Below are 16,696 nucleotides of genomic sequence, written 5' to 3'. Positions count from 1 at the left end.
CGGTACGTCGACAACGTGGACATGAAGGGGAGACGCGGGCATGAGCTACACACCCGAAACCGGCAGCCTGGTGGGGCTGTGGACCTATCGCAGTTTCCTGAACGATCCCGACCCGGCCACCGCATTCAACGACCTTGAATTCGGCCTCGGCACGATCGAGATCGAGCAGGCGCCGGCGGGCATTTTCAAGGGGCGCATTTTCGGCCCGGGATGGGAACTGCAACTCAACGGCTGGATCACCTACGGGAATCCGGGCACGGTGCGATTCCAGGGGCGCGGCGTGGTCAGCGGCGAGGAATGGGTATACGACTATGTCGGGTACGTGAGCGCGCCCTGGCCCAATGGCGTCGATCAGCGTCCGGCGCTGACCGGTTCGATCGTCCGCACGGTTCCGCATGCGAGCGGTAGCGGCGGCGTCGCGCCGGCCGGGGTGGTGTGCTCGTGGTATGCGGTCATGAGGGATCCCGCCTGAACCGTCATGACTACGCCGACTGCACCGCCGGCTGACACGGCCAGGCGTCCGGCAAGGGTGACGGACGCGATTCGCGCGAGCGCCAGGATCGGGCCTGCGCGAACGGCCATGCTGCCGATATCCGGACGCGTGCGCGGCGGGCTGGCGTTCGCGCTCCTCGGTTTTCTCGCCTGCGACTTGCCGACCAGGCTGCACGGTGCCCCATCCGGCTGGATATGGAACGGCATCGGCGCGATTGCCTGCGGCATCGCCGGCTACTCGACGAGAAGCGGCTCGCCCGGCCGGTGTGCGCGCCGGTCGATGCTCTGGTGCATGGCCGCGATCTGCGCGGGCTTGACGCTCGATGCGATGCGCTCCCCGCTGGATGCGATTCTCAATATCTGCGGTGGAACGCTCGATGCCGGCGCCATGTGGAATACGCTCGTGCTCCATCTCCAATGGTTTCCGATGTCGATGCTGGCCATGCTGGCGCTGTTGATCCGGCGCGAGGCCGACCGCCAGGGCGCGCATCGACGCAGCACGGTACGCGCGCTGGTTCGGGCTCCGGTTCGGGTCGCGCTAGAGTTTGCGGCGATGCTGCTCGTTATGGTACTCGGCATGACGGCGATCAAGGCGGTGGCGTTCAGTCTGGGGCTGCGTTGGGACACGAGCGGCGTGGCGGTTGCGATGCTCGTCAGCATGCTGGCGTTCTACGCGCTGAGTGATCGCGTTGCGCTCGGAGCAGTGTCGTTGAAAGACCGCTTGCGCAATAAAAACGAACGGATTACTTAGGATGGCAAAAAGCTGGAGATCGTATTCGACGAAACATGATCGTGGCGTGAGTCGATTGCAATAACGAAGACCACGCGTTCGGCGGCAAGCGAACGGCGCGCAACGGTATCGACCGGCATGCGCAGGGCGACTGCTTGCCCGCGAATCGCCGCGTTGGACGTCGGGTCGTGCGCGCAGTGGCGTTCGCGCCGGCAGCGAGTACACGGCTACTTTCGATGTGACGGCGTGGAAGGTGGCAGGGATGCCGTTGATCAGGCGATCGCGCAACTGCGCAATATCAAAAAGCAGCGCGGCCATCTCTTGTCAGACGAGGCCGCGTTCAAGCTGATCCGGAAAAGTGTGATGACGCGGTTTGCGCTCATTGACCGGAGCGCTTTGGCATCGGAATCCGACTTCTAACCCGCGTCACACGGAAGTTGCGCGTACTCCAGGCGGCGGTCGTCACTATTCACGATGCTCGTGATCATGCTCGCGCCACGGATCTCGATCGTGCGGATGACGATGCCTCCACTCGTCGCGTTCCCAGTAGCGATGGCCGTCCCAGTAGCGGTCACCGTGCATGCCGATCTCGACCGATACACCGGCGCCCGGGGCGTGCGCTCGCTCTTCGTACCTCGGTTGCGGTGCGCCGTAGCCTTGCGCGAAGGCCGTACTGGTCGCGGCGAGTGCGCCGCCTGCCACGAGGGTCGCGATAATTCGACGCGTTGCAATTGTCAGGGGTTTCATCGAGCCGTCCTCCATTAAGTGCCGACCACGACTCACGCGCATGATTCGTTCCCGTATGGAGCGGCAGATGCGTCGCTCGCCATTTCGACCCTGCTGCCGCGTCACTTCGCAGCCGGTGCCGGCCCGGTGTCGGAACGCATGATGTCTCCGTCCGGAGGCATCCCCCCAGCTTTTTTCTCGTCAACAACCACAAAAAACATCATTTCGCCTACGCCTGGCTGTCAGCAGAATGTCTCCATTCCCACTCGCGCGACGACACGAGCATACGAGCGTCGCAGCGAGCCGCACTTCAGAAGGAGACAGCCGTGGCAGTCGAAACAACCTCAATCGATACGCTCGTCGTCGGCGCCGGACAGGCCGGCGTGGCCATGAGCGAGCACCTGGGCAAGCTGGGCGTACCGCATCTCGTGCTGGAGCGCAGCCGCATCGCCGAGCGCTGGCGCACGGGGCGCTGGGATTCGCTGGTCGCGAACGGCCCCGCGTGGCACGACCGCTTCCCCGGCCTCGAATTCGACGGCCTCGATCCCGACGCGTTCGCATCGAAAGACCAGGTCGCGGACTACTTCGAAGCGTATGCGCGCAAGTTCAACGCACCGATCCGCACCGGCGTCGAGGTAAAGAAGGTCGTGCGCAATACCGGCAAGCCGGGTTTCGTCGTCGAGACGTCCGACGGCACGATCGAGGCGAACCGCGTGGTCGTCGCGACGGGGCCGTTCCAGCGCCCGGTGATTCCGCCGATCGCGCCGGACGACGCGCGCGTCGTGCAGCTCCATTCCGCCGACTATCGCAATCCGGGCCAGCTCCCCGACGGCGCGGTGCTGGTGGTCGGCGCGGGGTCGTCGGGCGTGCAGATCGCCGACGAGCTGCAGCGCGCGGGCCGGCAGGTCTACCTGTCGGTCGGCCCGCACGATCGTCCGCCGCGTGCGTATCGCGGCCGCGATTTCTGCTGGTGGCTCGGCGTGCTCGGCGAATGGGACAAGGAAGTCGCGACGCCCGGCCGCGAACACGTGACGATCGCGGTGAGCGGCGCGCGCGGCGGTCACACGGTGGATTTCCGCAAGCTCGCGAACCAGGGCGTAACGCTCGTCGGGCTGACGAAGTCGTTCGATGGCGGCGTGGCCGTGTTCGAACGCGATCTGGCGATCAATCTCGCGCGTGGAGACGAGAACTACCTGTCGCTGCTCGATGCGGCTGACGCCTATGCGGCACGCAACGGCCTCGACCTGCCGGAAGAGCCCGAAGCGCGCCGCATCCTGCCGAACCCCGAGTGCGTCGCGCATCCGATCCTCGCGCTCGACCTTGCCGGCGCGGGCGTCACGTCGATCATCTGGGCGACGGGCTACGCGGTCGACTACGGCTGGTTGAAGGTCGACGCGTTTGCCGACAACGGCAAGCCGCAGCACCAGCGCGGCGTGTCGAAGGAGCCGGGCATCTATTTCCTCGGGCTGCCGTGGCTGTCGCGGCGCGGCTCCAGCTTCATCTGGGGCGTGTGGCACGACGCGCGGCACATCGCCGATCACATCGCGATCCAGCGCACCTACCTCGACTACCACGACGCATCGCAGCGTCGCTCGACGTCGCACGCGGCGCAGGACGGCGCCGCGGCGCACGCCGATGCGCAGCCGCTCGCCGACGCGGTGACCTGACCGAACCCCTGCCGTCTGCCGCACCGCGTTCGCATCCGGTGCGGCGGCGTGACCCCTGACGACTGAAGGATTCCGATGAGCCAACCCACCCATACCCGTATCCGCATGTTCAACACGAAGGATACCTACCCGAACCAGACGCTCGACAACGACCTGTGCCAGGCCGTGCGGGCCGGCAATACCGTCTACGTGCGCGGCCAGGTCGGCACCGATTTCGACGGCAAGCTGATCGGCCTCGGCGATCCGCGCGCGCAGGCCGAGCAGGCGATGAAGAACGTCAAGCAGCTGCTGGAAGAAGCCGGCAGCGACCTCACGCACATCGTGAAGACGACGACCTACCTGATCGACCCGCGTTATCGCGAGCCCGTGTACCAGGAAGTCGGCAAGTGGCTGAAGGGCGTGTATCCGATCTCGACGGGGCTCGTCGTGTCCGCGCTCGGCCAGCCGCAGTGGCTGATGGAAATCGACGTGATCGCGGTGATCCCGGACAACTGGCAGCCGAACCGCGCATAGGAGGCGACATGACTTTCTCCATCGTCGGGCGCTGCCCGGAGACGGGCCAGCTCGGCATCGCGATCAGCTCGTCGAGCATCGCGGTGGGCGCGCGCTGCCCGTGGGTGCGCGCGGGCGTCGGCGCCGTCGCGACGCAGAACATCACGCTGCCGGCGCTTGGGCCCCAGGTCCTCGACCTGATCGAGCACGAGCAGCTTGCGCCCGCCGCGGCGCTCGACCGTGCGCTCAGCGCGAACGGCTGGAGCCAGTACCGGCAGGTCACGGTGATCGACGGGCAGGGGCAGACGGCGTGCTTCACCGGCAAGGAAGCGCTCGGCACGCATCACGCGGTGCAGGGCGAGCAGTGCGTGGCGGCCGGCAACCTGCTGGCTGCGCCGGCCGTGATCGACGCGATGGTGCGTGCGTTCGAACAGGCGCCGGGACTGCTCGCCGATCGCCTGCTGGCGGCGATGCAGGCGGCGATGGCGGCCGGTGGCGAAGCGGGGCCGGTGCATTCGGCCGCGCTCAAGGTGGCCGGCGACGTGACCTGGCCGATCGTCGACCTGCGCGTCGACTGGGCCGATGCCGATCCGATCGGGCAGCTCGATGCGTTGTGGCAGGCGTATCGGCCGCAGATGCAGGACTACCAGACGCGCGCGCTGAATCCCACCGCCGCGCCGAGCTACGGAGTGCCGGGCGATGAATGACACGTCGAGCCGCGCACTGCTCGAACGGCTGATCGGTTTCGCAACGGTCAGCCGCGATTCGAATCTCGAGATGATCGGTTTCATCCGCGACTATCTCGCGGGCTTCGGCGTCGAGAGCGAACTGTTCTACAACACGGAGCGCACGAAGGCGAGCCTGTACGCGACGATCGGGCCGCGCGATCGCGGCGGCATCGCGCTGTCGGGCCATACCGACGTGGTGCCGGTCGACGGGCAGGCGTGGACGGTTGAGCCGTTCCGGCTGACCGAGCGCGACGGACGCCTGTACGGCCGCGGCACGGCCGACATGAAGGGCTTCATCGCGTCGGTGCTCGCGGCCGTGCCGGCATTCGTCGCCCGGCCGCTGGGCGTGCCCGTGCATCTCGCGTTCTCGTACGACGAGGAAGTCGGCTGCCTCGGCGTGCGGCCGATGCTCGAGCAACTGGCCGCGCGCGAGCACCGGCCGCGCCTGTGCCTGATCGGCGAGCCGACCGAACTGAAGCCGGTACTCGGCCACAAGGGCAAGCTCGCGATGCGCTGCCACGTGAAGGGCGCCGCGTGTCACTCGGCTTACGCGCCGTCGGGCGTCAACGCAATCGACTACGCGGCGAAGCTGATCGGCCGGCTCGGCGAGATCGGCGCGGCGCTCGCGCGGCCCGAACGGCACGACGCACGATTCGATCCGCCGTTCTCGACCGTTCAGACGGGGCTGATCAAGGGCGGTCGCGCGTTGAACATCGTGCCGGCCGAATGCGAGTTCGACTTCGAGGTGCGGGCGCTGCCGGATTTCGATGCGCACGACGTGCCGCGGAAGCTGCAGGACTATGCGGAATCCGAACTGTTGCCGAGGATGCGCGCGGTGCAGCCCGATACCGACATTCAACTGCAGCCGCTGGGCGCGTATCCGGGCCTGGCGACTGCGCCGGACAGCGAGGCCGCACGCCTGCTCGCGATGCTGAGCGGCTCCGACGCATTCGGCACGGTGGCGTTCGGCACCGAGGGCGGGCTGTTCGGGCAGGCCGGCATTCCGACCGTGGTGTGCGGGCCCGGCAGCATGGACCAGGGGCACAAGCCCGACGAGTTCGTCACGCTCGACCAGCTTCACGGCTGCGACGCGATGCTGGGGCGGCTGGCTGCGCATCTCGCTGCGGCCGCCTGACGCGGCGCGCCGTACCGACACGCACGCACCGCGTTTCGCAGTGCGTGCGTGTTGCCGTTCCTTATCGCGCCGTTTCCACGACGATCTGCGCGAGCCGCTCGCGGCAGAAATCGACGAACGACTGCGCCTGCTTCGTGAGTTGCCCGCGCTTCAGCCGCGCGCTCACGAGCCCCGACGGGCTCACCGTTTCGCTGAGGGCGATCGTCACGACCCGCTGGCCGTCGTACGTGTACTCGGAATGCGGACGCGTGACGAGCAGCGAGAAGCCGAACCCCTGGCCGACCATCCCGCGCACCATCTCGATCGACGGCGAGCCGAACACGATGTTCGGCGTGAGCCCGAGTTCATGAAAGAGGCTGACGAAATAGGTGCGGCTCGGCTGCACGTCGAGCAGGATCATCGGCTCGACGCACAGGTCGCGCAGCGATACGTGCGTCTGCCCCGCGAACCGGTGGTTCTCCGGCAGCAGCACGTACGGCTGCTGCGGCGGCATCAGCGGCTCGGTCTCGATCGTGCCGTCGAGATCGTGGTCGTACATGAGCGCGAGATCGAACGTGCCGGACGTCAGGCCCTGCACGAGTTCCTGCTGGTCGCCGTCGCGCAGCCGGATGTTCACGCCCGGGTAGCGCTCGCGAAAACCCGCGATCAGTTGCGGCAGATAGAGCGGCGCGACCGTCTCGAAGCAGCCGATGTCGATCTGCCCGGTGATCACGTCGTTGTCGGCCAGCGCGTTCTGTTCGAATTCGTGCGAGATGCGCAGCAGCTCCTGCGCTTTCCGGTAGAAGCGCGTGCCGCTCGGCGTGAGCGACACGCCCTGCGCGTGATGGCGGATGAACAGCTTCACGCCGAAGCTTTCCTCCAGACCCTTGATCGCGCTGGAGATCGACGGCTGCGCGATGAACAGCTGGCGCGAGGCCTCGGCGACGCTGCCGGATTCCACCGTCGTCACGAAGTATTTCAGTTGCCGCAAAGTGTAGTGAGCCACAAGCACCTCTGATGCACGGCCCCGGCGTGCCGCCGCGGGCGCAATCTGTCCATGGTTGTGCGTAGCACCTTACCTGAAAGCCCCCCGGTGCCGGCAGTTCCGCTGCAGAGCTTTTTCGTATGTCCCGGAAATATTTTTAGTATTTTCCGGTCGCGATGGTCGTGGCGCACCATCGTCTCCAACCTGGAACACGACGTTCGCGAAGCGGTTGTGCACGCGGCAGCGGGACATGGCATCCGTCCCCGCATGCGCGTCGTCCGCTTCGTTCGACACCGCCGCGCGTGCACGCGGTGCGTCGTCGCTCGCGTATCCGGACCCGATTGCAGGCGCGACCCCCAACGCGCGCCGGCTGACACGGCAAGCGCGCATCGGCGCGCAGGACAGGAGACATCACCATGACGAACGTGGACCGCAACGCGTCCCCGATGATAGAGAAGCACACGATCGGCTACGTGCCGCCCGCGGAGCGCCACGGCAAGGTGCGCGACCTGTTCACGCTCTGGTTCGGCGGCAACATCGCGCCGCTGCCGATCGTGACCGGCGCGCTCGGCGTGCAGCTGTTCCACCTGAACCTGATGTGGGGCATCGTCGCGATCGTGACCGGCGCGCTCGGCGTGCAGCTGTTCCACCTGAACCTGATGTGGGGCATCGTCGCGATCGTGGTCGGCCAGGCGGTCGGCGGCGTGCTGATGGCGCTGCATTCCGCGCAGGGGCCCCAGATGGGCATCCCGCAGATGATCCAGAGCCGCGCACAGTTCGGTTCGTGGGGCGCGCTGCTCGTGACTGTGATCGCGGCCGTGATGTACGTCGGCTTCTTCGCGTCGAACATCGTGCTGGCCGGCAAGTCGGTGCACGGCATCGCGTCGTCGGTGCCGGTGCCCGTCGGCATCGTGATCGGCGCGGTGGGCTCGGGGCTGATCGGCATCGTCGGCTACCGGTTCATCCACATCCTGAACCGGATCGGCACCTGGGTGCTCGGCATCGGCATTCTGGTCGGCTTCTGGATGATCCTCACGCACGTGACGACCGACGATTTCCTGACGCGCGGCGGCTTCAACTTTGCCGGATGGCTCGCGACGGTGTCGCTGTCGGCGTTGTGGCAGATCGCGTTCGCGCCGTACGTGTCGGACTATTCGCGCTATCTGCCGGAAAACGTCGGCGTCGCGTCGACGTTCTGGGCGACCTATCTCGGCTGCACGATCGGCTCGACGCTCGCGTTCATCTTCGGCGCGGTCGCGGTGCTCGCGGTGCCGGCCGGCGCGGACGCGATGGATGCGGTCAAGCAGGCGACGGGCCCGCTCGGCCCGCTGATGCTCGTGCTGTTCCTGCTGAGCGTGATCAGCCACAACGCGCTGAACCTGTACGGCGCGGTGCTCGCGGTGATCACGTCGGTGCAGACGTTCGCGTACAAGTGGATTCCGACCGCGAAGGCGCGCGCGGTGGTGTCGGTCGTGATCTTCGTCGCGTGCTGCTACGCGGCGATCGGTGCATCGACGAACTTCGTCGGCAACCTCGTCGATCTCGTGCTCGCGCTGCTCGTCGTGCTGGTGCCGTGGACGGCGATCAACCTGATCGACTTCTACGTGATCCACAAGGGCAAGTACGACATCAAGTCGATCTTCATGGCCGATGGCGGGATCTACGGCCGCTTCAACCCGCAGGCGCTGCTCGCGTATGCGATCGGCATCCTCGTGCAGATTCCGTTCATGAACACGCCGATGTATGCGGGCCCGATTCCCGCGCATCTGGGCGGTGCGGACCTGTCGTGGCTCGTGGGGCTCGCGCTGACGTCGCCGCTGTACTACTGGCTCGCGTCGCGTGACAGCGCGTATCGGCGCCGGCAGACGGGCGCGACGATGCCGCCGACGGCGGCGCGTTGAACGGGACGTGATTCGGGGCGCAGGCGGGGGCCAGGGTGCCGTTTCCCGTGCTGCGTAGTAGAGGAGGCGCTGAACGCGGATTGCCGGCGTTCAGCGCCTTCGTCGTGCCGCAGTCGCGGCGAAGTAGCCGGGCGAACCGTGCGCGGCACGGTGTCGCCGGCTGGCGGCGGGCTCGCGGGGTGCGCTGCACGGCGCCCGCGAGCCTGCCGTTGCGTCAGACGACCGCCGAGCGCGCGACGCGCACCGGCACCGACTTGTACGACGGCGTGCCGCTTTCCTTGTCGATGTAGTCAAGCGGCACGAGCACGTTCGCTTCCGGGTAGTACGCGCCGACCGACCCCGGCGCGATGTCGTACTCGATCGCGGTGATCTTCTCGAGACGCAGCGCGCGGCCCGATGCGGTGACCGTCTCAATGTCGACGAGGTCGCCGTGTTCGAGCCCGTACTTCGCGAGATCGGCAGGGTTCATGAACAGCACGTCGCGCCGGCCGAACACGCCGCGATAGCGATCGTCGAGCCCGTAGATCGTCGTGTTGTACTGGTCGTGGCTGCGCAGCGTGATCAGCCGCAGCACCTGCTCGGCGCCGAGCACGTCGGCATCTTCCTTCACGCCCTTGTAGACCGAGAACATCGCCTTGCCGGTCGGCGTCGGCCACACGCGCTCGGTGGGCGGCAGCGGCAGGCGGAAGCCGCCCGGCGTGCGGATGCGGTCGTTGAACGCCTCGAAGCCCGACACCGTGCGGTCGATCAGGTCGCGGATGCGGTCGTAGTCGTCGATCAGGTCGAGCCACGCGACCTTGCTCGCCGGCAGCGTCGCATGCGCGATCCCCGCGACGATCGCCGGCTCCGAGCGCAGCTGGTCCGACGCCGGCTTGAGCTTGCCGGCCGATGCGTGAACCATCGACATCGAATCCTCGACGGTGATCGACTGCCGGCCGGTGGCCTGCATGTCGAGCTCGGTGCGGCCGAGCACCGGCAGCACGAAGGTTTCCTTCGCGACGAGCAGGTGCGAGCGGTTCAGCTTGGTGCCGAGATGCACGCTCAGGTCGAGCTTCGCCATCGCCGGGAACGACTGTTCCGGATCGGGCAGCGCGACCGCGAAGTTGCCGCCGAGGCACAGCAGCGCCTTCGCGGTGCCGTCGATCATCGCCTGCATCGCCTGCACGGCGTCGTGCCCGTGATGCGCGGGCGGCGTGAAGCCGCACACGTCCTCGATCTTCTTCAGGAACTCGGCCGACGGCTTCTCGGTGATGCCGACCGTGCGGTTGCCCTGCACGTTCGAGTGGCCGCGCAGCGGGCACACGCCGGCGCCGGGCTTGCCGATGTTGCCGCGCATCAGCAGCAGGTCGGCGATCAGGCGCACGGTTGCCGTGCCCTTGTTGTGCTGCGTGACGCCCATCCCGTACGTGATGATGGTTGCGTTCGACTTCGCGTACGCGAGCGCGACCTGTTCGAGCTGCGCCTGGCTGAGGCCGCTTGCACGCTCGATGTCGTCCCACGACGTGGCTTCGAGGTCGGCCGAGAACGCGTCGAAGCCGTTGGTGTGCTGCGCGATGAAGTCGCGGTCGAGCACGTCGCCGCGCTCGGCTTCGAGCTGCAGCAGCGCCTTCATGATGCCCTTCAGCGCGGCCGCGTCGCCGCCGGCGTCGACCTGGTAGTACGTCGAGGCGATCCGGGTCGAGCCGAACGACGCCATCTCGATCATGTCCTGCGGATCGGCGAAGCGTTCGAGCGCGCGCTCGCGCAGCGGGTTGAACACGATGATCGGCACGTTGCGCCGCGAGCACTCGTGCAGCGTGCCCATCATCCGCGGGTGGTTCGTGCCGGGGTTGTGGCCGATCGAGATGATCAGCTCGCAGTGATCGAAATCCTCCAGCGATACCGTGCCCTTGCCGATGCCGATCGACTGCGGCAGGCCGACGCTGGTCGGCTCGTGGCACATGTTCGAGCAGTCGGGGAAGTTGTTGGTACCGAACTCGCGCGCGAACAGCTGGTACAGGTACGCGGCTTCGTTCGACGCGCGCCCCGACGTATAGAACTCGACCTGCTCGGGCGGCAGCGCGCGCAGCACTTCGCCGATGCGCGCGAACGCGTCGTCCCATTCGATCGCGCGGAACGTGTCGGTCGCGCGATCGTAGACGAGCGGATGCGTGAGCCGGCCCATGTTCTCCAGCTCGTAGTCCGACATGCGCAGCAGCGACGACACGGTGTTCGCCGCGAAGAACTCGGGCGTCACGCGCTTGGTCGTCGCTTCCCACGTGACGGCCTTCGCGCCGTTCTCGCAGAACTGGAACGTCGACTTGTGTTCCTTGTCGGGCCATGCACAGCCGGGGCAGTCGAAGCCGTCGGGCTGGTTGGTCCGCATCAGCACGATCGGCGCCTCGATGGTTTCCATTTGCGTGCGCACCGCGTCGGCTGTCGCGCGAAGCGCGCCCCAACCACCGGCGGGCCCGTCGTACTTCCTGATGCCTGGCACTTCGCGTCGATTTGTCATGTGAATCTCCATCTGCCGATCCCGTTGCGGGAGGCTCGGTTTGCGCCGTGTCGCGGCGTGGGGCGGGTCCGTCCGGTGGACGGAGCCGGTCATGCATGCCCCGGGCGTGCGGGGCATGCTGTTTTTCAGTGCGCGTCCTTCTTCGTACCGGACGACTTCTTGCCGGACGCTTTCGCGGCAGGCGCGGGCGGCGGTGCGTCGGCGGGCGTGCTGCCCGTCTTCGCGTCGTCGCCTGCCTTGGCCGCCTTGCCGTTCGGTTTCGCCTTGCCGTCGGCATCCTTCTTCGCGTCCTTGGTCTCCTTCGCTTCAGGGGCGGCGAGCGTGTTGAACTTCACTTCGTCGCTGGCCTTGTCGTAGTCGACTTCGCACCGGTCGCCCGACTTCAGCCGGTCGGCGAGGATTTCTTTCGCGAGCCGGGTCTCGATGGTCTGGCGGATCTGGCGCTTCAGCTCGCGCGCGCCGAACTCCGGCTGGTAGCCGGCTTCGGTCAGATGCTCGACGAGCGAGTCGCCCATCACGAGCGTGATGTCCTGCGCGGCGGCCGTGCGTACCACGCGGTCGAGCTGGATCTGCACGATCGAGCGGATGTTCTCCTTCGACAGCGCATGGAAGACGATCACCTCGTCGATCCGGTTCAGGAACTCGGGGCGGAAATGGCCCTTCAGCACCTGCATCAGTTCCTCGCGGATCGCCTTGTCGGTCTTGCGCGCGGCTTCCGGTTGCGTGAGGTTGTCCATGATGATCGCGGCGCCGAGGTTGCTCGTCGCGATGATGATCGTGTTGCTGAAGTCGACCACGCGGCCCTTGCCGTCGGTCAGGCGGCCGTCGTCGAACACCTGCAGCAGCACGTTGTAGACGTCCGGGTGCGCCTTCTCGATCTCGTCGAGCAGGATCACGCTGTACGGGCGGCGCCGCACGCGCTCGGTGAGCTGGCCGCCTTCGTCGTAGCCGACGTAGCCGGGCGGCGCGCCGATCAGCCGTGCGACCGCGTGCCGTTCCATGTACTCGGACATGTCGATGCGGATGATCGCCTGCTCGTCGCCGAACACGGTCTCGGCCAGCGCCTTCGCGAGTTCGGTCTTGCCGACGCCCGTCGGCCCGAGGAACAGGAACGTCGCGATCGGCCGGTGCGTCTGGCCGAGCCCCGCGCGCGACAGCCGCACGGCATCGCTGACCGCCACCACGGCATCGCTCTGGCCGACCACGCGCTCGCGCAGCTGCTCTTCCATCTTCAGCAGCTTCTGGCGTTCTTCCTGCGTGAGCTCGGACACGGGGATGCCGGTCAGCCGCGACACGACCTCGGCCACCGATTCGACGGTCACTTCGAGCGTTTCGGAGCCCGTCTTGCGCTGCCACGCTTCCATCATCTCGTCGACGGATTTCTGCTTCGCAGTGATCTGCTCCTCGAACTGCTTCGCTTCGTCGAAGCGCTTGCGCGACGTCGCGTAGTCCTGTTCGCGCTTCAGTTGCGCGATCTGCGCTTCGCCTTCCTGGATGTCGACCGGGCGCGACGTCGCGCCGATCCGCACACGCGCGGCAGCCTGGTCGATCAGGTCGATCGCCTTGTCGGGGAGGAAGCGGGACGTGATGTAGCGATCGGCGAATTCCGCGGCTGCGACGAATGCGTCGTCGGCGAACGTCACCTGGTGGTGCGCCTCGAGGCTGTCGCGCAGCCCGCGCAGGATCACGATCGTCTGCTCGACGCTCGGCTCCGGCACGAACACCGGCTGGAAGCGCCGTTCGAGCGCGGCGTCCTTCTCGATGTACTTCTGGTATTCGTTGAGCGTCGTCGCGCCGATCAGGCTCAGCTCGCCGCGCGCAAGCGCGGGCTTCAGCACGTTCGCGATGTCGAGGCCGCCTTCGCCGCCGCCCTGGCCGGCACCGACGATCGTATGCAGCTCGTCGATGAACAGGATCAGTTCGTCATGCTTCGCAGTGACTTCGTCGATCAGCTGCTTCGCACGCTCCTCGAATTCGCCGCGATACTTCGCACCGGCCACCATCGAGTTGATGTTGACTTCGACGAGCCGCTTGCCGCGCAGCACCTCGGGCACGTCGCCGTTGACGATCCGTTGCGCGAGCCCTTCGACGATCGCCGTCTTGCCGACGCCCGGCTCGCCGATCAGCACCGGGTTGTTCTTCTTGCGACGCGCGAGCACTTCGATCGTGCTCTCGATTTCCTGCGCGCGGCCGAGCACCGGGTCGAGCTTGCCCTGGCGCGCGATCGCGGTGAGGTCGCGGCCGAACTTGTCGAGGTTCGGCGTGCCGGTCGGCGCATCGACGCGGCCGTCCTCGGCGCCTTTGCCGACCACCTTCACGACCTTCTGGCGCAGCGCCTCGGGGGTGACGCCGTATTTCTTCAGCAGCGTGCCGGCGACGCTGTCCGGCACCGATGCAAGCCCGATCAACAGGTGCTCGGGGCCGATGTACGAGTGACCGAGATCGCGCGACGCCTGGAACGCGTACTGCACGGCTTTCTTCACGCGCGGCGAGATCGACAGCTTGTCGAGCGGCGCATCTGCGTCGGCTGTGCCGGTGTGCGCATGCTCGTCGATGTACGACCGGATGTCCTGCGGCGACAGCTTCAGTTCCTTCAGCAACGCGGCGCACACGTCGGTGTCCGCGAGCGCGTACAACAGGTGTTCGGAATCGAGTTCGCTGCGGCGCAGCTCGTGCGCCTTCTCGGCCGCGCGCTGCAGCAGCTCCAGCGTCTGCTCGCTGAACGCATCGGTCGGGTCGACCGATTCGCGCGGGATCTCGGCGGCGAGCGGCGCGTCGTCGTCGAGCCCACCGAACAGCGACGACGAGCCGCCACCGCCGAGCAGCGAATCGAACGGGTTCAGCATGCTTTGATGCCGCATCAGCTGACGGAAGTGGTAATCGCAGATCGAGATCGTCTTGCGCTCGCCGTCCTGCATCACGGTTGCGCGCGCGACGGCCGGCCGGGCGTGGCAGATATCGCAAAGTGCGGGCATGGTGGTCTGGCTCCTGTCGGTGAAAGTGGGTCGAAGGGTGAAGTCCCGATGCGGTGCGGCGCTTGGCGCTTCCCGACCGCGAATGCACGACGCGCGGCACGGTGGCGCGCGGGCGGCACCGGTGCTGTCACGCAGCGCGCGCCGGCGTCGTGCACGGTCGCGGTCAGGTCGGCAAGCGTGCGTGCCGGGAGGAGCCCACGGCATCGCTTCGACTGCGTTCAAAATAGCGAATCGGCGGAGGCTATCCAAGGCACAGTTCCGCGCCGGCCCGGCCGTGAATTGCACCCTCGCATGCACGCGCGCACGGGTGGCAAGGAGTACAGACGGGCGGGCGCACGGCGGCACGGGCGTGCGCGGCGTGCGCAGCGGGTGATGACAGGAAGCGGGAAGGGGCGCAACGCGAACGGATCGCGGTGCGACATCGGCGCGCAGGGCGCCGGTTGCGGGCGGATGAAAGGCGCCGCGGGTGGAGAGGCGCGACGGAAGTAACGCGGGGGGAGTGTGCCGCGACCGGCTAAGTGCAACCACACACGCACCGCAGACGATGCGTGTGTGGCGGCCGAAGGCGAGGGCGGGTTGCACGGTCCGGGCCGGACACGGCGCAACCGTGGCGTGCCGCGGTCAGTCCGGGAGTGTCATCGCAAGCCGTTGCCGGGCGATCTGCTTCACGTCCGTTGACAGTGCCGCATTCGGCAGGCCATTGGCCCAGACGGAGAACGAATCCTCGATCAGGTTGCGCGTGTCGGGCGGCAACTCCGCCAGGACCAGCGACAAGACGGTAAACAGCACGGCGGTGTCGCCGGCCTGGCTGCTCGCGTTCGCATCGACCGCCTGCTTCAGGTGATCGACCGACGCTTGCAGCGCCTGCAATGCCTCATTCGACTCGCTCATCACACACTCCATGCAAGATGGGTTTGATCGGCGACGAACATGCGGCCGGCGGTGTGGCCGCTCGCGCGCGACGCCCGGCGGGCATCGCGCGCAGGCCACCGCGGTTAGGCCGCCGTGTTGGCCTGCGGCGCCACGGCCACCGATGCTTCGCTCGTCAGCATCAGGAACGTGAACGTTTCGCGCAGGTACAGGCGGACGACCTTGTCGGTATGACTCGTGTAGCCGATCGATACGTCTTCCCCGAGGTGCAGCTCGTAATCGCCGCCGCGCGTGGACAGCACGCAGCCGCCGCTGATCGCCGGCGCCCAGATGATCTCGCCGCTGACGATCCGCTTGATATGGCCGAGGACCGGATAGCCCTGGTCGCGCGCTTCGCTGAGCGCCGTGTACGCATCCGAGCCGAGCACGACCGAGTACGGGCCGTCGACGCCGGCCAGCCGCAGCGCCTCGAGCGCGTCGCTGATCGCGTCGGGATACGCGCTCACGTCCGCCGGCAGCGTGAGCTTGTTGTTCGACGTGCCTTCGCGGATGCCGACGATGCCGGCGGCCGCGTAGCCGTCGAAAATCGCGCCGTCTTCGGCGAATGCAAGCCGCTGTGCGGCGTCCTTCGCCGGTTGCCAGTCGGCGTCGCGCGCGCCGCGCTCGACGCTGTCGATCGCATCGCGGCTCAGCTCGAACGGCACCGTCAGCTCGACGATCGTGCGGACTTCGCGCAGCCGCGCATTGACTTGCTCGCGCGGGGCGGCGACGTCGACGAGGTGCCCGGTGCCGACGGCCGACAGCTCGGGGCCTTCGGGGCCGTCGACGTCGACGACGCGGCGGCCGGCCACCGATCGTTTGAACGTGCGTGCCACTTCCTCCTCGATTTGTTCCCAGGCGGAGGACGAGATCGGGGCGAGTTCGCGGTGCAGGTTATTCATGGGTTCTGGTTGCCTCACGTCTGCGAAAACACTTCATTTTGGGCCGATCGGCTGACGGACTGCGCCTGATGCCAGGCAGGCCGATCGCGGGCGAAAATGCATATTAGCAGGCTCTATTGACACCACTGCAGCACAAATCGAAACGACACCCTGCGGTGGCGCAACTGTTCTGCAATTCGCGTGCGGGTGGTGGTGAGCGCGCGTGCGGAATGTCCTGACCGGATGGCGATGTCCGGGTGCGTACCGGCGCTCGCGTCGCTCGGGCCGCGTTCGATAGCGCGCGAACCCATGCTGGTTGAGGGCCTATCGCGTGTCGTTCATTCTTGTGAACATTCATCCAGCCGGGTTTCGGGAAGCCGGAGTGGGGCGGCGTTCAGTCGTCGGGCCCGAGCCCGGATGAATCATAGACTCAGCCTATTGAGGCTTCACAACCCAGTGGAGGCCGTTCATGGCACGACGACTCGTCTCGCCCGGCGCGGGGTTGGCGCGCCGGACTGCCCTCGACGATTTGGGTTACGACGGCACGCCTTTCAGCGAGCCGATTTTCAGCGAGCCGTCGCGATGCGGCGCGGCCGAAGCGG

At 67.1% G+C, this 16,696-nt stretch carries 14 protein-coding genes; 8 read left to right on the top strand and 6 right to left on the bottom strand.

Features of this window, described 5'->3' with window-relative positions; genetic code table 11:
* The first annotated feature begins 40 nt into the window (after positions 1 to 40).
* From G3O00_RS05870 to G3O00_RS05860, 3 genes are all read left to right on the top strand, one after another.
* Positions 41 to 472 (top strand): hypothetical protein, encoded by a 432-nt coding sequence (locus G3O00_RS05870; protein WP_206142392.1) that lies wholly within the window; start codon positions 41 to 43, stop codon positions 470 to 472.
* Between the two features lie 108 nt (positions 473 to 580).
* The gene (locus G3O00_RS05865; RefSeq protein WP_206142391.1) at positions 581 to 1,243 is read left to right on the top strand and encodes a hypothetical protein; all 663 of its coding nucleotides are present in this window, start codon (positions 581 to 583) and stop codon (positions 1,241 to 1,243) included.
* Positions 1,244 to 1,468: 225 nt separating this feature from the next.
* Positions 1,469 to 1,642 (top strand): hypothetical protein, encoded by a 174-nt coding sequence (locus G3O00_RS05860; RefSeq protein WP_206142390.1) that lies wholly within the window; start codon positions 1,469 to 1,471, stop codon positions 1,640 to 1,642.
* A 45-nt stretch (positions 1,643 to 1,687) separates the two neighbouring features.
* On the opposite strand, the gene G3O00_RS05855 is transcribed toward G3O00_RS05860, so the two are convergent.
* The gene (locus G3O00_RS05855) at positions 1,688 to 1,969 is read right to left on the bottom strand and encodes a hypothetical protein (protein WP_206142389.1); all 282 of its coding nucleotides are present in this window, start codon (positions 1,967 to 1,969) and stop codon (positions 1,688 to 1,690) included.
* Positions 1,970 to 2,274: 305 nt separating this feature from the next.
* Here G3O00_RS05855 and G3O00_RS05850 point away from each other — a divergent pair, with 305 nt between their 5' ends.
* The 4 genes from G3O00_RS05850 (at position 2,275) to argE (ending at position 5,970) form a co-directional block, all read left to right on the top strand.
* Entirely contained in the window at positions 2,275 to 3,615 is a 1,341-nt protein-coding gene (locus tag G3O00_RS05850) for an NAD(P)/FAD-dependent oxidoreductase (protein WP_206142388.1), read from the top strand.
* Positions 3,616 to 3,690: 75 nt separating this feature from the next.
* The gene (locus tag G3O00_RS05845; protein WP_011349682.1) at positions 3,691 to 4,128 is read left to right on the top strand and encodes a RidA family protein; all 438 of its coding nucleotides are present in this window, start codon (positions 3,691 to 3,693) and stop codon (positions 4,126 to 4,128) included.
* An 8-nt stretch (positions 4,129 to 4,136) separates the two neighbouring features.
* On the top strand, positions 4,137 to 4,814 hold the full coding sequence (locus G3O00_RS05840) for a DUF1028 domain-containing protein (protein ID WP_206142387.1): 678 nt from the start codon (positions 4,137 to 4,139) through the stop codon (positions 4,812 to 4,814).
* Positions 4,807 to 5,970, top strand: a complete 1,164-nt coding sequence (gene argE, locus G3O00_RS05835; protein ID WP_206142386.1) for an acetylornithine deacetylase — start codon at positions 4,807 to 4,809, stop codon at positions 5,968 to 5,970. The genes G3O00_RS05840 and argE overlap by 8 nt, the downstream gene beginning before the upstream one ends.
* Before the next feature lie 61 nt (positions 5,971 to 6,031).
* Here the strand turns inward: argE and G3O00_RS05830 are convergent, their stop codons facing one another.
* Complete coding sequence (locus tag G3O00_RS05830) at positions 6,032 to 6,955, bottom strand: LysR substrate-binding domain-containing protein (RefSeq protein WP_041492437.1); 924 nt, start codon at positions 6,953 to 6,955, stop codon at positions 6,032 to 6,034.
* A 395-nt stretch (positions 6,956 to 7,350) separates the two neighbouring features.
* Here G3O00_RS05830 and G3O00_RS05825 point away from each other — a divergent pair, with 395 nt between their 5' ends.
* The gene (locus G3O00_RS05825) at positions 7,351 to 8,835 is read left to right on the top strand and encodes a cytosine permease (protein ID WP_206142385.1); all 1,485 of its coding nucleotides are present in this window, start codon (positions 7,351 to 7,353) and stop codon (positions 8,833 to 8,835) included.
* A gap of 214 nt (positions 8,836 to 9,049) precedes the next feature.
* Here G3O00_RS05825 and G3O00_RS05820 read toward each other — a convergent pair whose 3' ends face one another.
* From G3O00_RS05820 to G3O00_RS05805, 4 genes are all read right to left on the bottom strand, one after another.
* Positions 9,050 to 11,329, bottom strand: coding sequence for an FdhF/YdeP family oxidoreductase (locus G3O00_RS05820; RefSeq protein WP_206142384.1), 2,280 nt, complete (start codon positions 11,327 to 11,329; stop codon positions 9,050 to 9,052).
* Positions 11,330 to 11,454: 125 nt separating this feature from the next.
* The gene (locus G3O00_RS05815) at positions 11,455 to 14,304 is read right to left on the bottom strand and encodes an AAA family ATPase (protein WP_206142383.1); all 2,850 of its coding nucleotides are present in this window, start codon (positions 14,302 to 14,304) and stop codon (positions 11,455 to 11,457) included.
* A gap of 621 nt (positions 14,305 to 14,925) precedes the next feature.
* Positions 14,926 to 15,195, bottom strand: coding sequence for a hypothetical protein (locus G3O00_RS05810; RefSeq protein WP_011349689.1), 270 nt, complete (start codon positions 15,193 to 15,195; stop codon positions 14,926 to 14,928).
* 104 nt (positions 15,196 to 15,299) lie between these two features.
* A complete protein-coding gene (locus tag G3O00_RS05805) occupies positions 15,300 to 16,115 on the bottom strand; it encodes a family 1 encapsulin nanocompartment shell protein (RefSeq protein WP_174930138.1) in 816 nt (271 codons plus the stop codon).
* Positions 16,116 to 16,696 lie beyond the last annotated feature (581 nt).

The sequence above is a fragment of the Burkholderia sp. Ac-20384 genome (genome assembly GCF_017104605.1).
Classification (GTDB): Bacteria; Pseudomonadota; Gammaproteobacteria; order Burkholderiales; family Burkholderiaceae; genus Burkholderia; species Burkholderia lata.
The sequence above is the reverse complement of the archived record's forward strand: the minus strand, read 5'-3'. Positions and strand labels throughout refer to the sequence as shown.

Excerpts from the sequence above, each read along its gene's own strand:
- G3O00_RS05870 (WP_206142392.1), top strand. The coding sequence starts at position 41 with ATGAGCTACACACCCGAAACCGGCAGCCTGGTGGGGCTGTGGACCTAT.
- G3O00_RS05865 (WP_206142391.1), top strand. The coding sequence starts at position 581 with ATGCTGCCGATATCCGGACGCGTGCGCGGCGGGCTGGCGTTCGCGCTC.
- G3O00_RS05855 (WP_206142389.1), bottom strand. The coding sequence starts at position 1,969 with ATGAAACCCCTGACAATTGCAACGCGTCGAATTATCGCGACCCTCGTG.
- G3O00_RS05845 (WP_011349682.1), top strand. The coding sequence starts at position 3,691 with ATGAGCCAACCCACCCATACCCGTATCCGCATGTTCAACACGAAGGAT.
- G3O00_RS05840 (WP_206142387.1), top strand. The coding sequence starts at position 4,137 with ATGACTTTCTCCATCGTCGGGCGCTGCCCGGAGACGGGCCAGCTCGGC.
- argE (WP_206142386.1), top strand. The coding sequence starts at position 4,807 with ATGAATGACACGTCGAGCCGCGCACTGCTCGAACGGCTGATCGGTTTC.
- G3O00_RS05825 (WP_206142385.1), top strand. The coding sequence starts at position 7,351 with ATGACGAACGTGGACCGCAACGCGTCCCCGATGATAGAGAAGCACACG.
- G3O00_RS05820 (WP_206142384.1), bottom strand. The coding sequence starts at position 11,329 with ATGACAAATCGACGCGAAGTGCCAGGCATCAGGAAGTACGACGGGCCC.
- G3O00_RS05815 (WP_206142383.1), bottom strand. The coding sequence starts at position 14,304 with ATGCCCGCACTTTGCGATATCTGCCACGCCCGGCCGGCCGTCGCGCGC.
- G3O00_RS05810 (WP_011349689.1), bottom strand. The coding sequence starts at position 15,195 with ATGAGCGAGTCGAATGAGGCATTGCAGGCGCTGCAAGCGTCGGTCGAT.
- G3O00_RS05805 (WP_174930138.1), bottom strand. The coding sequence starts at position 16,115 with ATGAATAACCTGCACCGCGAACTCGCCCCGATCTCGTCCTCCGCCTGG.